General features: G+C 43.3%; 17 protein-coding genes and 1 tRNA gene. 9 read left to right on the plus strand and 9 right to left on the minus strand.

Annotation, left to right across the window (positions count from 1 at the left end; translation table 11 throughout):
• The first annotated feature begins 2 nt into the window (after positions 1-2).
• Positions 3-1,094 (plus strand): sensor histidine kinase, encoded by a 1,092-nt coding sequence (locus DRW07_RS16105; RefSeq protein ID WP_124028976.1) that lies wholly within the window; start codon positions 3-5, stop codon positions 1,092-1,094.
• Positions 1,095-1,097: 3 nt separating this feature from the next.
• Here the strand turns inward: DRW07_RS16105 and DRW07_RS16110 are convergent, their stop codons facing one another.
• The 3 genes from DRW07_RS16110 to DRW07_RS16120 all read right to left on the minus strand — a co-directional run bounded on the left by DRW07_RS16110 (position 1,098) and on the right by DRW07_RS16120 (position 4,205).
• Positions 1,098-2,459 carry a serine hydrolase domain-containing protein gene (locus DRW07_RS16110; protein WP_124028977.1) on the minus strand — a complete coding sequence of 454 codons (1,362 nt, stop codon included), beginning with the start codon at positions 2,457-2,459 and terminating at the stop codon, positions 1,098-1,100.
• Positions 2,460-2,527: 68 nt separating this feature from the next.
• Complete coding sequence (locus DRW07_RS16115) at positions 2,528-3,967, minus strand: alpha/beta hydrolase family protein (protein ID WP_165870531.1); 1,440 nt, start codon at positions 3,965-3,967, stop codon at positions 2,528-2,530.
• 1 nt (position 3,968) lies between these two features.
• On the minus strand, positions 3,969-4,205 hold the full coding sequence (locus DRW07_RS16120; RefSeq protein WP_124028979.1) for a hypothetical protein: 237 nt from the start codon (positions 4,203-4,205) through the stop codon (positions 3,969-3,971).
• 129 nt (positions 4,206-4,334) lie between these two features.
• On the opposite strand from DRW07_RS16120, the gene DRW07_RS16125 reads away from it, so the two are divergent.
• The 3 genes from DRW07_RS16125 to DRW07_RS16135 all read left to right on the plus strand — a co-directional run bounded on the left by DRW07_RS16125 (position 4,335) and on the right by DRW07_RS16135 (position 7,487).
• On the plus strand, positions 4,335-4,730 hold the full coding sequence (locus tag DRW07_RS16125; RefSeq protein WP_240630683.1) for a GntR family transcriptional regulator: 396 nt from the start codon (positions 4,335-4,337) through the stop codon (positions 4,728-4,730).
• 14 nt (positions 4,731-4,744) lie between these two features.
• On the plus strand, positions 4,745-5,593 hold the full coding sequence (locus DRW07_RS16130; protein WP_124028980.1) for a hypothetical protein: 849 nt from the start codon (positions 4,745-4,747) through the stop codon (positions 5,591-5,593).
• A gap of 400 nt (positions 5,594-5,993) precedes the next feature.
• Positions 5,994-7,487, plus strand: coding sequence for a M61 family metallopeptidase (locus tag DRW07_RS16135; protein WP_124028981.1), 1,494 nt, complete (start codon positions 5,994-5,996; stop codon positions 7,485-7,487).
• A 258-nt stretch (positions 7,488-7,745) separates the two neighbouring features.
• Here DRW07_RS16135 and DRW07_RS16140 read toward each other — a convergent pair whose 3' ends face one another.
• The gene (locus DRW07_RS16140) at positions 7,746-8,480 is read right to left on the minus strand and encodes a helix-turn-helix transcriptional regulator (protein ID WP_124028982.1); all 735 of its coding nucleotides are present in this window, start codon (positions 8,478-8,480) and stop codon (positions 7,746-7,748) included.
• 132 nt (positions 8,481-8,612) lie between these two features.
• Here DRW07_RS16140 and DRW07_RS16145 point away from each other — a divergent pair, with 132 nt between their 5' ends.
• The 4 genes from DRW07_RS16145 (at position 8,613) to DRW07_RS16170 (ending at position 12,927) form a co-directional block, all read left to right on the plus strand.
• Entirely contained in the window at positions 8,613-9,218 is a 606-nt protein-coding gene (locus DRW07_RS16145) for a glutathione S-transferase family protein (protein WP_205665413.1), read from the plus strand.
• Positions 9,219-9,490: 272 nt separating this feature from the next.
• Positions 9,491-10,474 (plus strand): GGDEF domain-containing protein, encoded by a 984-nt coding sequence (locus DRW07_RS16155; RefSeq protein ID WP_124028983.1) that lies wholly within the window; start codon positions 9,491-9,493, stop codon positions 10,472-10,474.
• A gap of 873 nt (positions 10,475-11,347) precedes the next feature.
• On the plus strand, positions 11,348-11,614 hold the full coding sequence (locus DRW07_RS16165; protein WP_124028984.1) for an XRE family transcriptional regulator: 267 nt from the start codon (positions 11,348-11,350) through the stop codon (positions 11,612-11,614).
• Positions 11,614-12,927, plus strand: a complete 1,314-nt coding sequence (locus DRW07_RS16170) for a type II toxin-antitoxin system HipA family toxin (protein ID WP_124028985.1) — start codon at positions 11,614-11,616, stop codon at positions 12,925-12,927. The genes DRW07_RS16165 and DRW07_RS16170 overlap by 1 nt, the downstream gene beginning before the upstream one ends.
• 108 nt (positions 12,928-13,035) lie before the next feature.
• On the opposite strand, the gene DRW07_RS16175 is transcribed toward DRW07_RS16170, so the two are convergent.
• The 5 genes from DRW07_RS16175 to DRW07_RS16195 form a co-directional block, all read right to left on the minus strand.
• The gene (locus DRW07_RS16175) at positions 13,036-14,736 is read right to left on the minus strand and encodes a class I SAM-dependent methyltransferase (RefSeq protein WP_124028986.1); all 1,701 of its coding nucleotides are present in this window, start codon (positions 14,734-14,736) and stop codon (positions 13,036-13,038) included.
• 181 nt (positions 14,737-14,917) lie between these two features.
• Positions 14,918-16,048: an HNH endonuclease gene (locus DRW07_RS16180; protein ID WP_165870532.1), complete on the minus strand. Its 1,131-nt coding sequence runs from the start codon at positions 16,046-16,048 to the stop codon at positions 14,918-14,920.
• Between the two features lie 225 nt (positions 16,049-16,273).
• Complete coding sequence (locus DRW07_RS16185) at positions 16,274-17,485, minus strand: type II toxin-antitoxin system HipA family toxin (RefSeq protein ID WP_124028988.1); 1,212 nt, start codon at positions 17,483-17,485, stop codon at positions 16,274-16,276.
• Positions 17,475-17,723, minus strand: a complete 249-nt coding sequence (locus DRW07_RS16190; protein WP_124028989.1) for a helix-turn-helix transcriptional regulator — start codon at positions 17,721-17,723, stop codon at positions 17,475-17,477. The genes DRW07_RS16185 and DRW07_RS16190 overlap by 11 nt, the downstream gene beginning before the upstream one ends.
• A 407-nt stretch (positions 17,724-18,130) precedes the next feature.
• Positions 18,131-18,207 (minus strand) — tRNA-Arg (locus DRW07_RS16195).
• A gap of 417 nt (positions 18,208-18,624) precedes the next feature.
• On the opposite strand from DRW07_RS16195, the gene DRW07_RS16200 reads away from it, so the two are divergent.
• Positions 18,625-18,960, plus strand: a complete 336-nt coding sequence (locus DRW07_RS16200; RefSeq protein WP_124029025.1) for a c-type cytochrome — start codon at positions 18,625-18,627, stop codon at positions 18,958-18,960.
• Positions 18,961-19,040 lie beyond the last annotated feature (80 nt).

Here is a 19,040-nt window from a genome sequence, read left to right on the forward strand (position 1 = left end):
AAATGGAAAGTTACTTGGCATTCGCCAATAAAAGCCGCCAACAATTGTATTGGATACTGCAAGGGTTAGGATGGCTTTGCTATGCGCTGATATTTGCCTGGGACAATATTTTCTTCAATTTCCAAATTGATGTACCTCATTTTACCACCATCATGATTTTCACACTGTTTAGCTTCACTGGATTCCTGTGTACCGTGTTCATGCGCTCTGTATATAAACGGCTTGATACCTCTCATAAATACCGTTTTGTGCTGATATGTTTTTTGTTAACCCTTGTGCTTTCGTTGTTGTGGGGTGGCTCAAAAAACCTGTTTATGTGGTACACCTTGTTTCCTGCCATTGCTAAGGAATGGGAAACCGGCGTGCTGCCCATTTATGCCATCTTTTTTAATTACTCCAATTCGTTTTTTATTTTGCTGGTGTGGACGGCGGGTTATTTCAGCATCAAAACGCATTTTACCATGTTAGCGCAAACGAAAAGGTTAGCGGCCATTGAAACTGACCGCCAACGTTCCAAATTTCAGTTATTGCGCTATCAGCTCAACCCGCACTTCTTATTTAATTCTTTGAACGCAGCGTCTAATCTTGCATTGCGTGGTGATGGCGAAAAGACAAGTGAACTATTGGCCAGTTTGGCTGCTTTCTTACGTTTTACGCTAGACATTTCAACTGACGATAAAATTTCAGTAAAACAAGATTTTGAAATAATGCAGCAATATCTTGATGTAGAAGAATTGCGCTTTGGAAAACGCTTGATTATCAAGTGGCACGTCAGTCATGACGCTGAGTCCTGCTTAATACCGAGTTTTTTAATTCAGCCTCTCATCGAGAATGCCATTAAACATTCAGTCTTCAATAAGGTTGACCCCACCACACTAACCATATCGGCTAGCGTGGTTGAGCAAGGGTTACTGATTAAACTCGCTGACGATGGATTGCTGACGTCATTACAGAATATCAATAACAGCAAAGGCCTTGGTATAGCGAATATTCGCAAACGGCTTACCTTGTATTATGGCGATAAGGCATCACTGGACTTTGCGTTAAATGAGCCACACGGACTGGTCGGTACAATACTCATACCCACTAGCTAACAGCTATAGACCATAGTTTTTCTCGTGATAGTCACTGTCAAACCCCTCAGACAATGCCTTGGCCTTCTTGAATGCGGATTGTGCAGCGCTTTTATCTCCCAATAAATAATGCACATAAGCCAAGCTGTCGTATGCTTGCGGGGCATTGGGGTAAAAATGACTTAGTGTGCTGATTACATCTAGTGCTTCCTGCCCTGCACCACTTTTGGCCAGGGATAAGCCGGCTTCATTTAAAGGTCTGCCCATAAATCCCGTGTATCCTTTGGCTTTGTAGATTTCAGAAAAGTCACGTTTAAAGCGCGCCAGTCCCAACGCTTTGTATTGGTCGTAGACAAAATGTTTAGCAGGTAGCATGAATGCATCAACAGACTCTTGACGGTACATTTGCATCAAACGATTTGATACACGTTCGGCCACTAATTCGTCGCTATTTGCTAGTACTACAATAATGGTTTGTTGATCACGTAACACTTCAACGGCAGCGCTAACGCCGGTACCTCCACCGTAGGAGCCATGATGTTTTTTATTGCCAAAATAACGGGTAAATGTGCTGCCTTTCCGATTAAGAAGTTCATCACTGAAAAACAGTGCATTAAAAAAATGGTAAACGTCGTCGACCGTTGCTTCAATTCCTCCGTCAGGACCAGATACCTCTCTAAATTGCGTGGGCTGCAGTGTCTTGTCGAGTGCGTAGACGTAGCGTTCTGATTGACTAGGACTGTTTTCTTCGCGATGTAATGAGCTGCTTTTGGCGCCAGTGGGCCCAAATATTCTTTCATTGAGCAACATGCCAAAGGACTTTTTTGTAAGCTTTTCGAGTAAGGCGCCTAATACTATGTAGCCGTAATTTGAATACCGATAGTCGCTTCCGGGTTCAAAAAGTAGGGGTTTTCCTCGCAGCAGACCGAGTTTCTTATCTAAAGAATCGTAGCTCAGAGGATCGTTCATGTATGCTGGGATAAAAATATCACCAAAGCCTGCTTTGTGCGTTAGTAAGTGCTCAATCGTTATCTTTTCAGCGATCGAAGCATCTAGTCCCAAATCAAATTCAGACAGCGTGGTTTCAAAAGAGAATTTGCCTTGTTCTATCATTTGCAACACTAAGACAGCCGTGTAGTGTTTTGCGATTGAACCCACATTAAAGCGGGTATCGCGGCGGTTAGGAATATTGTCTGCTATGTTGGCCAGACCATAAGATTGAGCAGATACCTTTCCATCTTTATGGGCGATCAGTACATTACCTGAAAACCAAGTGTGATCGACATATTCTTGAACTACCCGTTCAGCGCTTTCTGGTGTCACTGCCCCTGAGTGCATTGCACAAAGTATTGTCGCCGCTGCACACAGTATTTGTTTAAGGCCCATACTAATTCCCTGACATAGTTAACAGTAAATGGCTTCCCATTAATCATGGGAAGACGTTTGAGAGTGTATCACTGACGAAAAGTCGATGCCTTAAGTACCCAATTGCCCACTAGATCTAACACTTCAGGTGACATGGTTTCTTCAATTTGCGAATACTCAGACATGAGGCCGCTATTGGCCCGCTGAAAAAGGTGGTTTACGCCACTGATTTCCTCGACCTTGGTAAGAGGGTGAGGTTGCTCTTGAAGCGCAGCACGAATTTTGCTGAGATTCATCTCCATGTCCATTTGTGTATCTTTCGCACCATGAATGGCCAGCACTGGAATGGTCAATTCTTTCAAGTACACCTGAGGATTGTGCAACAAAAAATACTTCATCCAATTTGAGCTTAACTGTTGAATTCGGGCTGGTGATAGCTTACCGCCACCGATAGCTTTGATTTCTGACTTTATGCTGTCAGGAAAAGACTGCCATGTTCTATCATGGGCACTTGCCAACTCTGAAGCCAATTCGTTTTTATTAGTGTTAGTCATCACTGTTTGATTTAACGCACGCGTGATTTCACTGCCAGCCGCTGCTGCCTCCACGCTTAAGCCATTGGCTTGTAGAAACGATTTTGTTTGCCATACTGAAATATCGTTGCCTGTTTGACCTGGACCGGCAAGTAACACAATAAAATCCACATTGGCATTTTTGCTAGCTGTGATTGGTGCGATAAGCCCACCTTCGCTGTGCCCCATTAAACCAATGCTATCTTTTGCTATATTTTTATGTGAAGAAAGATAGTCCACCGCAGCAGAAGCATCTTTTGCAAAATCGGCGCTGGTAGCGATGTCAAAGCGACCGGTAGATTGACCAAAGCCTCTGTCATCATAGCGCAGCACGGCTATTCCGCGCTGCGTGAGGTAATTTGCAATGACTAAAAACGTTTTGTGCCCCATGAACGTCTGGTCTCTGTCTTGAGGTCCCGACCCCGTAATGAGCACGACCGCAGGATACTCCCCCGTAGAAGAAGGCAAAGTCAAAGTACCAGCAAGCGTAACGTTATCTGTGTGGTTTTCAAAAGTGACCTCTTCCACTACATAATCATATGGCGGGGTCGGATGCTGTGGCCTGTTGATGACAGACTTAACCGCTTCTTTCTCTTTCTCCAACTTCAAAGGCAGCTTGTTTGGTCCCTGGTTCCAATGCCCTTCCATAGTGCCCTCACTGCTATTTACTACCCCTGTAAATGTAGCTTGGGCGACCGCAATCGTAATCGTAATGCTTTGCCCTTCAATAGTGACAGATTTAACCGGTATATCCGTTGCACCTTGAGCCGGACTGTCCATAGTCGCAGTCAAATCAGGCTTTATATGAAAGAGTAACGGTACGCTTTGACCCGATACCGACAACGCTCCTTTCCAACTACCCGCGATATCACTGTTCTGTGTTGAGTTCGCAACTGCCTGTTTGCAAAAGCAGAACAACAACAGGCTTATCGACATAATCATCTTAATGGGTGTCATATTAGTTGCCCCCATCATTGACATTTTGTGAGCCGTCAGCGGACGATTTCTTTCTGCAACAGCCCGCAGCTTGAGGCTTAAAGAAGTAGTGATAAGAAATATACCAGCCAGTAATCGCAAAGATTAACGCTGTAGAAGCAAAGTCTTCACCCTGCGATAAATAAGCACTGAGCAGTATAACGCCAGCCCAAACAAGGCTAAAAATAACTGATTGTTTGTTTTCCGTAATGCATTTCATAGTAAGTAACCCTCTTAACAAGATTTAATGTACTAGTAGTACATGTAATACAATCTAGATCGCTTGTACTATTAAGTCAAGTAGTACAATTAAAAAGTTTGTTGTACAATGCGAAAAAACCGCTGAAGCGTGAAAGTAAAAAAGGCTAAAAATGCGATGAATATTGAAATAGATGTTGAGAGTGACACGCCTATTTTCACTCAATTGGTAGACCAGATTAAACAAAGCGTGGCAAGCAAATCCCTTAAGCCAGGCATGCCTCTACCTTCTATTCGACAACTAGCAAATCAGCTGGGCATCAACCCAAACACTGTGTCTAAGGCATACAAATTATTAGAAAGGGACAGTGTTATTATTGGTAAAGGGTATCGTGGCACCTTCATTCACGATCAAGCGCTTGAACATTGCGAAACAGACCTAAATGCAACGGCGCTTACTGTCATTGCAGCCAGTATTACGCAACTTCGAGAACTCGGCCTAACCGATTCCGAAATACGCAATGCCTTCACAACGGCCATGAAATAGTGGGAGAAAGCACGGTGAATCTTTTTAATGAACCCCCTGTAATACTGATCAACCTGGCCTTTCTATTTCAGCTGTTTTTCATCTCAATCTTTATCTCCAGAACATGGCGCAAACGTCGACAGGTTTTGCTAACCAAGTATCCACAAAACGTATTTCCAAATTTATATGCACAGGATGAACACACAGAGCAACAACGCCTGACAGTTAGAAAATGGCTTGATTACTCGGCGTTTGCTATAGGATTAATCACGTTTATCGCATTACAAGTTATGGGTAAAGCGCAACACGTCATCGCTGACTGGATGCTTATGATTGCATTGATTCAACTTGCACCATTGTTTAATTCTGCCTACTGGTGCAACCAGAACAGCCAAATCTTATCAAAGCGTTACCCTAAAAAAATCCGTACGGCTCAGCTACAAGGCAATCAATTAGCCGACTATATTTCTATACGCAGAGTGATGGTGAGTATAGTGATGTACGCATTATCCGTAGGTTTAGCCGCTTATCTATATCTAGTTGCCATGCCGGGAGAGCGCAAAGTTATTTACTTGATCACACTCAGCACTGTGGTGCTGATATGTATAGGTGGCTTAATAAGGCAGTTGGTGTATGGTCAGAAAAAAGACCACTTCATCGAACAACAAGAAAGGGCGCTCAAAATTTCAGACAAGCTCAAGTATCTGATTTCGTCACTCACCGCGTACAGTGTCTTCGTGATTATTCTGTTGTTGTCTGACATGGTTGAACTGAATGATAGTTACATCAATCTGTTTGCCAGCCTTTTCGCCCAAGCCATAGTGTTTAAAACACGAAACCAGTATTACCCTATTAATCCGAGTGTTTATAAAGAAGAAGCGTAAGGGCAGGAGAAGTCTGTTTTGTGATAAATCCAGCGGTTCGAAATCTGTGGTTGAGCAAAAGCTTTGTACTTAGGGCGGAAGCGGTAATAAAAAACTTAGGCTTTGCAATGAGCGAGTTTCGGAAGAAGACTCTAGTAATATCTTACGGCCGCTTCAGACATACAACGAGAAGCGAGTAGTCTTAATCTTAACTTTGGTAGTCGGTTCAACAGACTATTGCGGTCTTTTTTCGGGACAATACTGGAACTTGCCGCCGCAAACGACCCCATCAACTTGATAGTTTTCGAACATACTTTTATTTTCTGTCTAGGCGTTTAAACCTTTTTTGCTGTGTAAGCGACAAACACAACCAGAACGCACAAAAATAATTGTTAACACACTTACACAGGAATTGACTAGGATGCTAAGGACTATTTCTACGCCCCTAATGCTTGCCTTTATTGCGATAACAGGTATCTTTTTTTCTTCTGATACTTGCGCCAACTCGCCATTATACGAGGTGACTTTCAAAGATACTGAACGTAATCAAGTACACATTACAGCCTATCTGCCCGTTTCAAATGACAAGTTTATGATGACTGATGCAGGCTCAATGCCAAACCGATGGGCAGATTTTGTCAATGAATTGAATGTGTACGACGAGCATGGAAAGCAGCTAAACATTGAAAAAATTTCACCGCGCGAATGGAAGATTCAAGATCTCACGACCGACTGGGTAACACTTGATTACAATATTGATCTCTCACATGACGAATTTAAATGGCCAGGCGGTATTGATGGTGTAGCCTTTCAGACAGAGCAAGGTATTTTTGCAACTGGCAGAGCCTTATTTATCATGAGTGATGATTTAGATTCGCCGGCGACCGTAAAAATCAAGACGCCAGAAGCCTGGTCGACCCATACTCCATGGCAATCTAAAGAAGAATTATCATTTGTTGTGAAGCACAATATTGAATTAAGTGAGTCGATGATAATGGTAGGTGATGTAAACAGCTTCACACTTGATTCTACTGACTTAAACGTTGAATTCGTGCTTGCTGGTACTGCACTTATTGAAAAAGCAGACGTTTTCAAACGCCGTGCTCAACAACTCCTCGCGTATTACACAAGCCTAATGGGCGGACTTCCTCAAATACCCAACGTCAATTCAGACGGTAAAATGTTAGTCATCATCAATGAACATTCACAAAATGATGGCGAAGTTATCGGGAGTCACATCAGCATGCTTATGAACCCAGACGCACCTGCGAGTCAACAATTGATCAACTGGTTCTTATACGCGCATGAGTTTTTCCACCTGTGGAATGGTAAAACCTTAAAAGTTGAATCTCCTCACGCAGACTGGTTTAAAGAAGGAGTCACTAATTATTATACGTTAAAAGGTCTTATTCAAACCGGAATTATTCGTAAAGAAGCCGCGTTTATGGTGACCAACCACCTGCTATATCAGCGCTATTTAAATGACAGTGGGCTAGGTGAAATCTCGCCATCTGACGCAGCAGTGGTAAATAAAGATGGTCACTGGGGGCTTGTATACGGCGGTGGTTTTTTTGCTGGATTAGCGCTAGATGTTCGCATCCGGGAAAAGACTACCGGAGAAAAAAGCTTAGACGATGTTTTGCGCCACCTTTATATAAACTATAGTGGCGAAGATACCTATTACAATAACGATGACCTTCAGAAAATAATCGCAGATATGGGTATTACTTCGCACGCTGAAATTTTCCGAGACCATGTGTTAGGCACAGATAAAATAGAAATAGCGCCCATTTTTCGTCGCTACGGATTTGACGCCACCATCAACGAAGGTCAGTTAATTATTTCTGATGCTGAGAAGAAAGACCAAAGTGTTGAAGAATTACACGCCAGTTTCTTTGGTAAACTAAGCCAATAAGACATTGCTAAACTGTACTAATGTGATTATTAAGGGATACTGACGGTATAATTACCAAGCGATTTTGACGTATCACAATACCAAGGTTGGGACTTCATCTGACAGGCAGCTAAGAGCCAAGAGCTGTCTGTATTCCACATATTTCTGACCGCCAGCTTATGGCACTGTTCCACAACGAAAGGTTGGAATCCCGCGCCAATCGAAACTCACTTTCGGCGTGAGCGAGAAGGAGATATTTCTTTAATACATTACAGCAGATTAGATTGATGAGAAGTAATGCGCGTAAGGATCATTCGCAATTAATTCCGGTCGAAGTTTAAAGCTCTTTAACCCCACCTCAGCTTCTTTTATCCTATCTATTCGGAAGATTCTCGGTGCATTTCTAAGGTAGTCCCAAGCAACAATGTACCAATCTGGCCAAGCAAGCATAAGATAATGAGACTCTATCGTTCTCGACGAGTATCGCTTGTCTTCCGAGATATAAGTAATATTCAAACAACGTCGTTCAAGAAAAGATTCACATATGGCCTGTGATATATTTATGTGAGCATCTGATGGTTCATGAGATGCTGCGTGTCTAATGTGTGAGCTTACAAATATCCGCTTTCGAATTTTGCTTACTTTAGCGCGCTGATTTTCAGGAAATGCCTGATACAACTTCTGCTTGATTGCGTCCAAATTATTTGTCATGAAGGGCAAATTTAGTGACTCAACAATTGAGAGTGCCAGTAATAGTTCAATCACTTCCTTATGGTTTAGCATTAGTCGCTCAACACCCCATCGGCCTGCTAAACGAACACCGCCGCCCCGACCTCTATCTGACTCGATAGGGTATCCCTCATCTTTCAAGCTTGCTAATTCGCGCATCAAGGTTCGTTGACTAACATTTAAATGTTCTCGCAAACCAGATGTTGTCCAATGCTGTTCAGAACGAAGCATCCCCAGCAGACGACTTCGCCTTTCAATACGACTTTTAAAATTTGCCTTCGTCAAAACCTAATGTGCCAGTAAGTGACATATTTATAAATATACTTCGAAGTATTAGCTAGAGTCTAAATTTTTTAAAGGCACCTAACTAATATCATCCATATCTTGGCAAATGAATTTTTCACAAAGGAACACTACATGATGAAGCACTATTACAATTCAATGAGCAGAGCAATAACAACTGATTGGATGTTAAAAGAGTTAGACGTACAACATGAACAAATCAATATTAATTTTTCTGAAGATTCGCCCGAATTGCTCGACCTGAAAACTATCAACCCAATGGGCAAATTGCCTACATTGGTTGATGGCGAGTGCGTTATTACTGAAGCCGCTGCGATATGTGCGTATCTTGGTGATAAATATTTGGAAAAGAAGCTTGCTCCTGCTGTTGAGTCCAGTCAAAGAGCGGAGTATTACCGATATCTATTCATTACTGGAAATACCATTGAGCCAGCATTAACCTTGGCAGCTTCGAACATCGAGCACCCTAATTCAGCAACAGCTGGGTGGGGTGATAAAACACGAGTTTTAGCGACTATCGAAGCGATGACCCCCAAAAGTGATTGGACTTTAGGCGATGAGTTTACAGCAGCAGATGTCGTGTTCGGCGGGTTTCTAGATTCTGCGGTCACTTTTGGAATGCTTGCCCCATCACCTAAAGTAGAAGCATATATTTCTAGGATCCAACAGAGACCTGCATATAAACAAACTCATAAATCTTTCGGTGAATCGATTTCATAGTTGCGCTTCTGCATATGAAATTATTCTGTTTTGATGAGAGAACCACGCTAATGTCACATTATTCAGTGTGTTGAGTCAGGAAATCAGGTAAGCATTGAAACGTTAAAGTACCTCGCCTCTGTATTTGAAATAGATATTTCAAAATTGACGGAGGAAATTACGGCCCAGCGTTCCCTAGGGCAGAACGCTGAGGTTACATAGCTCAAGCGCTACACAATATAAGTAAAGTAATCTATTCTTGAGATGAGTCTCAAGGAACCCAACACCACAGCATGTTTGAAACAATAAAGTACAAAATCATCAAAGCATGGAATAGCGTACTTTTCCGTTTAATAGTCAAAGATCAACGGAATCAGTATTCCGCGGCATCCGCTACCTACGAAGAGCTTTCTTCTACTCTAAGTGCCATTCCGGACCTTATGTTCGAGTTAGACGCAAATGGACGCCATTGGGATGTGAGAGTACTACGACCAGAGCTTTTAGTCGCCCCGGCGGAAAAACTGTTAGGCAAAACGGTAAAAGACGTTATGCCACCCGAAGCCGCTAATTTGGTTATGCAAGCGCTAGCGGAAACAAAAGAAAAGGGTTTTTCACACGGTACACAGATTAAACTGCCCACGCCGCTTGGTGAGCGATGGTTTGAGGTATCGATGGCGCGCAAAGAAAAAGATGGTAGCGAAGATAGTCGTTTTATCGTTCTCTCTAGAGATATAAATGAACGAAAAATTGAATTTTTAAAGACAGAAAAGTTAGCCTATCTCGACCGATTAACAGAACTTCCGAACCGTCATGCCCTTAATGATGAGCTTATTTATGAAATTACCAAAAGTAATCCGGGCGGACATTATGCGGGTTTACTGTTTGTCGATCTTGATGAGTTTAAAAAAATAAATGATGCTGAAGGTCACCACATTGGTGACCAATTATTAAAGGCGGTTGCCAAGCGGCTGCGCTCGGCAATTCGAGAGGATGATCTGGTGGTTAGGTGGGGCGGCGACGAATTTGTTGTCTTGATAAAAAAGTTATCCTTCAACCACAACGATGCTCAGCATGCTGCGATTTTAATATGTGAAAAAATAACCGAATCCATTACAAAACCTTACTCATTTAATAGTAAAAATTACTATTGTTCAGTGAGTATTGGCATCACTCTATTTAACCAACCTCAGCACGATCTACTCACTCTTATTCAGCAGGCAGATTCTGCCATGTATTCATCAAAAAAATCTCAAGACCAACGATTTGCATTCTTTTGACCTAAATTGCCCTAGATTGTAATTATCAGTGCGCTAGGGTCTTACCACCTCGATAATGAAAGTAAAGTGTTTTGGAAGCGATATGCAACCTTTTGCAGATAGATGAAAGCAAACAACCCCATAAATTAAGGGCTATAGAGAAGATATGGCAGCATTTATGGCGCACCCGATAGAATTCGAACCTATGACTTCTGCCTCCGGAGGGGTGCGCTCTATCCAGCTGAGCTACGGGCGGTTTAGCTTTTTTACTTCAATTTTTATATTACACGACGTTGCTTCGTGTTCTTCGCACAATATCCGTTGCTCACTTTTTCTTTTCTCCGGATGTCCGTTACCCCTGAAGAGCGACCCTTCGAAAAGTTTAAGGTCGATATTAAACGGTGAAAATCGTATAAACTCTTCAATTACATGAAGTTACGAGTTTTTTTCAAGATATCTAAAATCACCATTTATAACCGGTTAAATCGGTCTTGGTCACACCTTAGGTCACAAAAGCGGCTCTTAATGATGGACAAATTGTCCACTTTTCACCCTTGCGAAAGGGTAAAACCCTAGTTTAGCGCTTATCAAAGTTCAGGCAAGTCGTATCATTTTGCCTCTTATTAATTTGGTGAATTGACTCAAGCCGTGTGAATTCCATTTAAACGAGAGGCTTTTCGTTATGGGAATCCCATAACGCCTGATAAGGTCGCTAAGTTGATATCAATCAACAGTGTTAGCCTGGTGAGATTAGAAAATCGATACTCTGGCTAGATTTACTTTCTTATACACAAATCCGTATAAACTTGATTTATACAGATTTGTGTATATAGTGAATTTATACAGAAAAACGTATATTTTAAATTTATACATAAATCGGTATAAGAGACTAACATGAAGATTAATACGTCCAAGGATCTTAGCGCCATTATCAAGGACAGTAGAAAAGCCAAAGGATGGACTCAAGCTGACTTGGCAAAACGCATTGGCGTATATCAACGGGATATTTCTATCTGTGAAACCAAACCTGAAAAAGTCTCGGTCAATATGCTAATCAAACTTTGTGCGTCACTAGACTTAGAGCTGAAGATCGACAGCCTGTCCAAGGATGAAGTATCCACACTGACTTCTCCACTCGCGAAAAAATCACTGAGATTCTGATGGGACGAAAATCACATACCCGCACACTCTTTTGTTCAATGAACGGATTCCCGGTGGGTGAGCTGTATTTAAAAAATGGGCGCATGAGCTTTAAGTACAACCCCGCCTGGCTAGAGGTAGAGGGAGGCCGCGCTATCTCCCTTAGCCTTCCTATGCAACGAGCTGAAATAAAGGGAGACGCTGTACATGCTTATTTTGATAATTTGCTGCCGGATACAAGCGCTATCAGAGAGCAGATGAAAGACCGCTTAGGCGCCTATAGTGCCAGGCCCTTCGATTTGTTAGACAAGGTTGGAAAAGATTGTGTGGGTGCGCTCACGTTCACTCAAGTGCCTGCAACAGGAGAAATGCCTCCGCTGTCACTCACTCCATTATCTGAGGGGGAGGTTGCGCAAATTATCAGAAACACTCGTCTTGAGAAAATGTTAGGTATGAACTCAGATGATGGCTTCAGAATTTCTCTTGCTGGCGCGCAGGAAAAGACCGCTCTAACCCTATGGGAAGGAAGGTGGTGCCGGCCCCATGGCTCAACGCCAACCACGCATATCTTTAAGCCGCCCATACTTCATCATGAAAGCTTAGGAATAGACTTATCTTCTAGTGTAGACAACGAATGGTTCTGCCAGACGTTTATGAAAAACCTGGGCTTGGATGTGGCAGATTGTGACATTGCGCAATTTGAGGACCAGAAGGTATTGGTGGTGGAACGCTTTGATCGCAGAATCGAGGGAGACACTATTTTCCGGCTTCCCCAAGAGGATATGTGTCAGGCATTAGGGAAAGTGAGTGGTTCAAAGTATGAGGAAACCGGTGGTCCTGGTTCTCAGCAAGTCATGGAACTGCTGTCTGGCTCAAAAAACGCCTACGACGATCGACTCGAATTCTTCCGTGTGCAAATCGTATTTTGGTTGCTTGCTGCGATTGATGGACATGCAAAAAACTTCAGCATCGCACTGGATCAGGATGGGTTCCGCCTAACGCCCATTTACGATGTGTTAAGCGCCTACCCCTACTTTGGCCAAGGGAATATCCAGGCAAAAAAAATAACAATGGCCATGAAAGTCCATAGTAAAAATACACACTACAAGTGGAATGAAATTCTGCCTAGACACTGGCCAGAGCACGGTAAGCGGCAAGGTATAGATAAGAAGCAAACACTCGGCATATTAGCCTACTTAGACGAAAAGGTAGAAGAAGCGCTCACTTCCACCCTCAAGCAAGCGAATGCACATTTTGATATGGCGGTTGGTGAGGTCATAACCGAACGCACGATCACTTGCCTGCGTAAAATAACGACTTTTCTGAAAGGATAACGGAAAGCTCCGCTATTTATTCCGAATTATATTAGAAGTAATGTTTCATCCGAAATGATGATTTATTTTGTGACTTGCTTCCCTTCATTTTCGTCCCTGCCAGTTGGCTTACCACTCTTCGAGTTGCTGAAAATCTTTGATTCTGTCTCGCTGCATCGTTAACGCTTCGAATACATCATCAAAGCTGCGGTTGCTATCGGGTAAGTTAGGCAGTGCCAGATTAGCCTGGATAAAAAATTCATCCGCATTGTCGGCCCAGCCTTGTTGCCACCAGTCGGTAATAATTTGTCTGCTGTGTTGTAACCGGGTAGAACTGGGCAACTTATCTGATTTTTTGGTGTTTATCTGTGTTTTTGTGGGGAGTAAATTCCATAAGTCGTTATTCGGCCACCGAGAAAATGGCATAGCATGATCGACAGCATAACTTTCAGCTCTCAACTTTGAACCCGACCAGCAGCAGTTAACTCCATCACTTTTTAGTAACTCATTAACCCGATTTCTTACGCGCGTTGTTGTTCTGCGTGGATCTTCCCAGGTTAACGCGTTCAGCAATTCAGATTGAGAAAACTGCATCGAATTATTGTCGGTGTAAGTACGCATTAGTGCTGCCCACTCATTGACCAGTGAAGGCTCTATCCACACACTGAATCTGGCCAGTGAATCCCAGATATTTACCGGAATATAAAAGCGACCGAACGACGCCAAGAAGGCGGCGTCAATAACGATACCCCCTGCCGGTTTTGCTGTACGTTTGTTTTCAGTCTCAACATGAAACACCCCTTCCTCAGTGCCAGGCAGCGTAATGTGACTCACAGGCATTTTCTTTATTGTTGAGGTAACATCTTTCAGCGTTTGGTAAACCGCCCGAGCAATATCGCCATTTAAATAAATAGCACCAATATAAAAGTCGTTAGCCGTAAATGAACGCAGTTCCTGCCATCCGCCTTCTTTTACAAAACCCAGCCCTTTTTGCCGGTTACTGCTTTGGGGAATTTGAAAGTGATCGACCAGCGGTTTAAATAGCTTAATCCAGTAAAGTGCAACCAAACCCACCGGCAATACTACGTGCTCTTTCATGCGTTCAAGCACGGCGCCGGGATGGCCTTCAGCAATTCTCAGTAAGGTGCGCAGTAAGGCCACTTTGTAAGTAGAGGATTTACTATCATTCACAATGATGTTTCGCAGCAGCGGGAATGCACCGGAACCATCATCGGGTAAAGTGAGGACTACGGTTTGCCAGAAAACATCATTGCGCCCCAGTTCATCAGCATTAACCTGTTCACTCAGCAACCGAAATGACAGGCCAAACTTACGGGCGAAACCAGACAGCTCGTCGGCAGATACCTTATACATAGTGCGCTCATCATGACACGCGCCATGCCGCAAAGAGATAATGATTTTTCCGTTGGCTTTGAGCAGGCTACTTAACTTACGGATGCATCGTTCCCGCTCAGACGGGGCAATATGCATCCACACAGCACTGAGTAAGATGAGATCAAATTTTGTTTGCAGACTAAATACCTGAGCAAGCTCTGGCAGCTTGTCGTTCAGCCAGTGTATTGGCTGATTAACCACGTACTGTTGAGCGCGTTCGCGAATACCATCAGCAGGCTCAACGGCAACCACACTCAAACCTTTGGCAGCAAGAAAGCGAGCATCACGACCCGAACCTGCGCCGACATCCAGCGCAAAGCCCTTCTCAGGAATTTCAGTCAGCCACTCCTGATGTACTTTTTCAAACTCGACACTGTTATATTGATCAGCGAGTTTTTCTGCGTGGGTTGAATAATATTTAATATTCTCGGACAAAGGACTCGCTTCCTTGCTAGTTTACTCAGAACTTACCAGATAACTTTATCTGTTTTCAGCACGATACGAACAATGCGGTAAAAATGCAAAGTGCAACTGGTCGGAATTATCAGATATTGTTATCCGCTTCATGCAGAATTTGTAAGGTGAATATTCCTGGCATTTAAACCAACAAGTATGATCAGCGAAATATCATTTCTCGATGATAAAGCATATATTCTCGACTCTCCTGGTGCATGTGCAAATTGCCGGATGAGCTTATGCCCAATTTTGTATATTCCTCAAGCTCTTCAGAAATCAAAATCTCCCCGCTATCAGAGAATGAAATGTAACCTTTGTCAAAAGCTCTGTCTAAGTTAGCAACCAACAAAAGTCCATTGTATTTATCAAGCTTTTCAGCTTCTGAAGAGTCGCGCCATGGCTTAATATGAGAAGCAATCAAAAAATCTCTGTTTTCGAAACCAGTCAACGCACACTTGCCCCATAGGTCAACAAGGTCTTGCCTATATTTTCCTTGGCCAATTCTCGCTTTTACCAGCACCGATTTCTCAGTCACCGTTTTTGTTTCATCTTTGAGAATATAGTCAATGTCTTCTTGCAATTGCACCTGAGTAGTGTCTGACAGAAAATCTCCATAGGCCTTCAGAGCAGCTGAATACATTCTCTTTCCAGTAAAGTCCCTTTCTTGGAAAATGCTAGTCTCTCGCAGTTTCTGCTCGAGCGACTTGAATTCTGCGAGTGAGCCCAGCTCAAAAATAGAACCAGTATCATGCCCTAAACTTTTCATCCAATTGGGCATCGTGGTTTTTAAAGCTGAAACGTAATTCTTGGCAGTCTTCTCACTTTTACCAATCTCAACCGCCCAACGCCTAAATTGATCACCCAACTCAGCAAAGTTCTCTGACAAACATTGCCTAAGAGCATTTCTTTGCTTTTCACTTTTTAACAACGCAAAGAGATCTTCATTCAAATAAACGTATTCGATGTAAGTATTTAGCGATTTTTCACTTACTGAATATTTATGATTGTATTTCACGCCAGAGCGCAGTTTGTGATGCCAAAAGCTTGAGCTTCTTAAGTGAAAAAAAGGAAGATAAGGATTATCTCTATCACCATCAGCACGAAACTTATTAAAGTAATGAGTGAAACGTAATTTCAACTCATCGTTTAACAGAATTCGGTTATCTCTAATTTGCTTATCTTCGATAAGATCAAATACCGCGAATAAAAGGCAAACTTTATGGGGTTTAGCTCGACCAGACGACCTATCAACATTAAGCTTTTTAAGTTCATCTGCATACACATCAAACATTATACAACTCATCCTTGGTTAAAAATCTGAGACTAGAACCAGGTTCTGCTCATTTCAATTGATTAGCAAGGAAAAATACTCTGAAAGAGCAGAAGTTGAGGCGTTCAAAATTGGTCACGGCAATTTGTCGAACGAAGTTACACATCTTCGGAATGCATCAGATCGGATTCGAACCTATGACCTTTGCCTCCGGAAGGGGGCAATCGCCCCCACTCGCCCTATGGCCTATTCGTATTTTTTCTTTTTGTCATGGCGATAGGCTGCCTGGATAGAATGCTTTTCCATGACGCTGCCAACATGCCTTTCTATTGACTCCCGTAGCCCTTCCATGGCGTTTACTTCATCCAGTGATGCCAGGCAATCAAGAATCCCCTGCGCCATGCTATCGACAGTATCGCCGGCTATAGATCGGCTTACCCCCTCCTCAAAGGCGAATTCAATCAAATCGCGGCGCGTTGGGAAAGCTTTGCTCTTTCGCATTTTGAGCGCCATGGCGTTATCGATAGTCGGGTATATGAGGGTGTGAGTAACGTCATAAACTGGGCTCAGTTTTACATCAGTATGATCACGGTTGTATTGCAGTGAGAAGTTTTTAAGGTGGGCGTCACCGTTACCTATCAGACAATTAAAGGCCACAAGCGCAAACATCTTGTCTAATTCTTCAGTAGAATGCGTATTGCGGAGTGTAGCCTTCATAACATTCTCATAGGTGCCTCTGTACTTCTGGTCGCCAGTGCGCCCCATGAGCGTGGCATAGTCCTCTATACCGATTTTATTGCCGTCATCGTCGACGTCGAAACGCTCTATCAGGTAATGCTGCAAATCATCCGAGAGCCATACTCGGGGCGTGTTAAGACCACAGTATTCAGCGCATTTCATACAGACGAACTCGTTTACCGTCAGTAACGGGAACTCATCATCAAAGGTTTTAACGATAACGTCTTTTTGTAAGATGGTAGAGCGGGATACCACTACTTTAGGCTGAACGCCGGATGCCATCCCATTGAGGTAATAGCGTTCAAGCAGCTGAGGGAATAGCCTGTCTTTGCCATCCCAATGCAGTATGTCATCGATGGCGATGGGATCAGGTTCTGGCAGCGCAATGCCAGCATCATAAGATAATTGGCCGATACCCTTCTCCCCCATGAGCGCCAGCAGGTACATATCATCAACGTTGGCATACCGGATAAGTTTTTCCGAGATATACCGGCGCAGATAGCCCTCTGGCAAGTTTTGTGTGAATATCGGGTGTAGTGCACCCCGCGTATACGGCTCAGGTTGATAAGGCATCGTTAACGATACCGGTAAATCCTCCCGGGTATAAGTGTAGTTAAACTGGGCAGTCCGATTTAATATACCGGATAATTGCCCGGCCACATTGACCTTCAACTGGCGAACCTGTTCAGGCAGTCCGGCGAGAATGAAATTAGTCGTCATCGTAAATAGAATCCAGTTCGTCTAATGTCGGGCGACGATTAATGGGGGTGGTTGTTAATTCTAACCCCATAAGAGTTAAGTACCGCTCCAGCAGCTGCAGTGACCCCTGGTACCGGCCATTCTCGATACGAGATATTTGGGACCGGTCTACTTTAAGTTTGCTGGCAATGTCCCCCTGGCTTAAATGCCGACGTTTGCGCTCAGCCGTTAACTGGTTACCGATTGATTCTCTGCTCATTATCTACACCAAAAGTGTGTTTATATATGCACAAACAGTACTATAAGCCAGAAATGTGCATATATAAACACAATGAAACAAAATAAAATGAAGTTTCTGGGGAACGGCTTAGGTTAGTTCATGCTCTGGCTTTACATTGTTCAGCCAGTCCGCCAAGTCGTTCTGAATTTGCTTTAACGTGTAATTACCGCTCGCATAACGGTCTTTCCCGAACGTCCAGACTGTCTCCAGATGCGTTTCGTTAGTGAAGCAAACTGGAGAGTTTGACTAACACAAAGCTATAGGAAAATAGCCTACACGATGCTGTATGAAATGACGTCATCAAGAAACCTTTGGTCACAATCTGATCACAGACTCATTTCTAAGGCTTTGTGACTAAGAAAAGCAAAGGACAAAAAAGAGGAAAATGGCCCGCCCCAGAGGATTCGAACCTCTGACCTCAGCCTCCGGAGGGCTGCGCTCTATCCAGCTGAGCTAGGGGCGGATAAACTTTTTACTTAAATTTTATGATACACGACGTTGCGTCGTATTCTTAGCACAATGTCCGTTGCTCACTTTTCCCTATTCCCGGATGTCCGTAACCTTCGTAGGGAAGCGCTCTATTCACGCGCGTCACGCAGTGATGAGCTACGGGTGCTCTTAAATTGCGAATGCAATTTGTCAGAGGCGCGTATGATACTCAGCGATTGCCAAGCCTTCAACCGATTTATCGTCCCTAGTGTGATGTAGCGGAATCAGAACAAAGAATATCCAACAATTGTGCTATTTCGGTTGTTCAGTGGCTATTTACGGTTATAATCGCAAAATCATAGTGTTAAAAGCAGCGGAGAAAACCGTGATTAAGAAATTGGTAACCAGTATTGCCTTGGTATCTGCAGTAGGTTTTGCTGCACAAGCGCAAATGACCGAACAAGAAATCATCGACCGTATTAAGCCCCACGGTAACGTAAAAGTAGCAGGTGCTGAAGCTGAGTCAGCGACAGCAGCCGGTGGCGCACGTTCTGGTGCTGACATCTACAACCAAGCATGTGTGGCCTGTCACGGTGCTGGTGTGCTTGGCGCCCCTAAACTTCAGGTAGCCGCTGATTGGCAGCCGCGTTTAGACGAAAAAGGCTTCGAAACAGTCTGGATGAATGCCGTTAACGGTATTAATGCCATGCCGCCTATGGGTACCTGTGGCGATTGTAACGAAGACGATATTAAAGCCGCTGTTGAGTACATGATCGAAGGTATTTAGCCTTCATTCGCGCAATCTTCTATATTTATTAGCGTTTTTTACTCAAATGAGTTAGCTTAACGGGCTAACTCATACCGCAT

The sequence above is a fragment of the Paralteromonas sediminis genome, from assembly GCF_003820355.1.
Taxonomy (GTDB): Bacteria; Pseudomonadota; Gammaproteobacteria; order Enterobacterales; family Alteromonadaceae; genus Alteromonas_F; species Alteromonas_F sediminis.

Excerpts from the sequence above, each read along its gene's own strand:
- DRW07_RS16190 (WP_124028989.1), bottom strand. The coding sequence starts at position 17,723 with ATGAGCAGAGAATCAATCGGTAACCAGTTAACGGCTGAGCGCAAACGT.
- DRW07_RS16200 (WP_124029025.1), top strand. The coding sequence starts at position 18,625 with ATGACCGAACAAGAAATCATCGACCGTATTAAGCCCCACGGTAACGTA.
- DRW07_RS16165 (WP_124028984.1), top strand. The coding sequence starts at position 11,348 with ATGAAGATTAATACGTCCAAGGATCTTAGCGCCATTATCAAGGACAGT.
- DRW07_RS16105 (WP_124028976.1), top strand. The coding sequence starts at position 3 with ATGGAAAGTTACTTGGCATTCGCCAATAAAAGCCGCCAACAATTGTAT.
- DRW07_RS16120 (WP_124028979.1), bottom strand. The coding sequence starts at position 4,205 with ATGAAATGCATTACGGAAAACAAACAATCAGTTATTTTTAGCCTTGTT.
- DRW07_RS16185 (WP_124028988.1), bottom strand. The coding sequence starts at position 17,485 with ATGACGACTAATTTCATTCTCGCCGGACTGCCTGAACAGGTTCGCCAG.
- DRW07_RS16170 (WP_124028985.1), top strand. The coding sequence starts at position 11,614 with ATGGGACGAAAATCACATACCCGCACACTCTTTTGTTCAATGAACGGA.
- DRW07_RS16115 (WP_165870531.1), bottom strand. The coding sequence starts at position 3,967 with ATGACACCCATTAAGATGATTATGTCGATAAGCCTGTTGTTGTTCTGC.
- DRW07_RS16110 (WP_124028977.1), bottom strand. The coding sequence starts at position 2,459 with ATGGGCCTTAAACAAATACTGTGTGCAGCGGCGACAATACTTTGTGCA.
- DRW07_RS16155 (WP_124028983.1), top strand. The coding sequence starts at position 9,491 with ATGTTTGAAACAATAAAGTACAAAATCATCAAAGCATGGAATAGCGTA.
- DRW07_RS16180 (WP_165870532.1), bottom strand. The coding sequence starts at position 16,048 with ATGTTTGATGTGTATGCAGATGAACTTAAAAAGCTTAATGTTGATAGG.
- DRW07_RS16135 (WP_124028981.1), top strand. The coding sequence starts at position 5,994 with ATGCTAAGGACTATTTCTACGCCCCTAATGCTTGCCTTTATTGCGATA.
- DRW07_RS16145 (WP_205665413.1), top strand. The coding sequence starts at position 8,613 with ATGATGAAGCACTATTACAATTCAATGAGCAGAGCAATAACAACTGAT.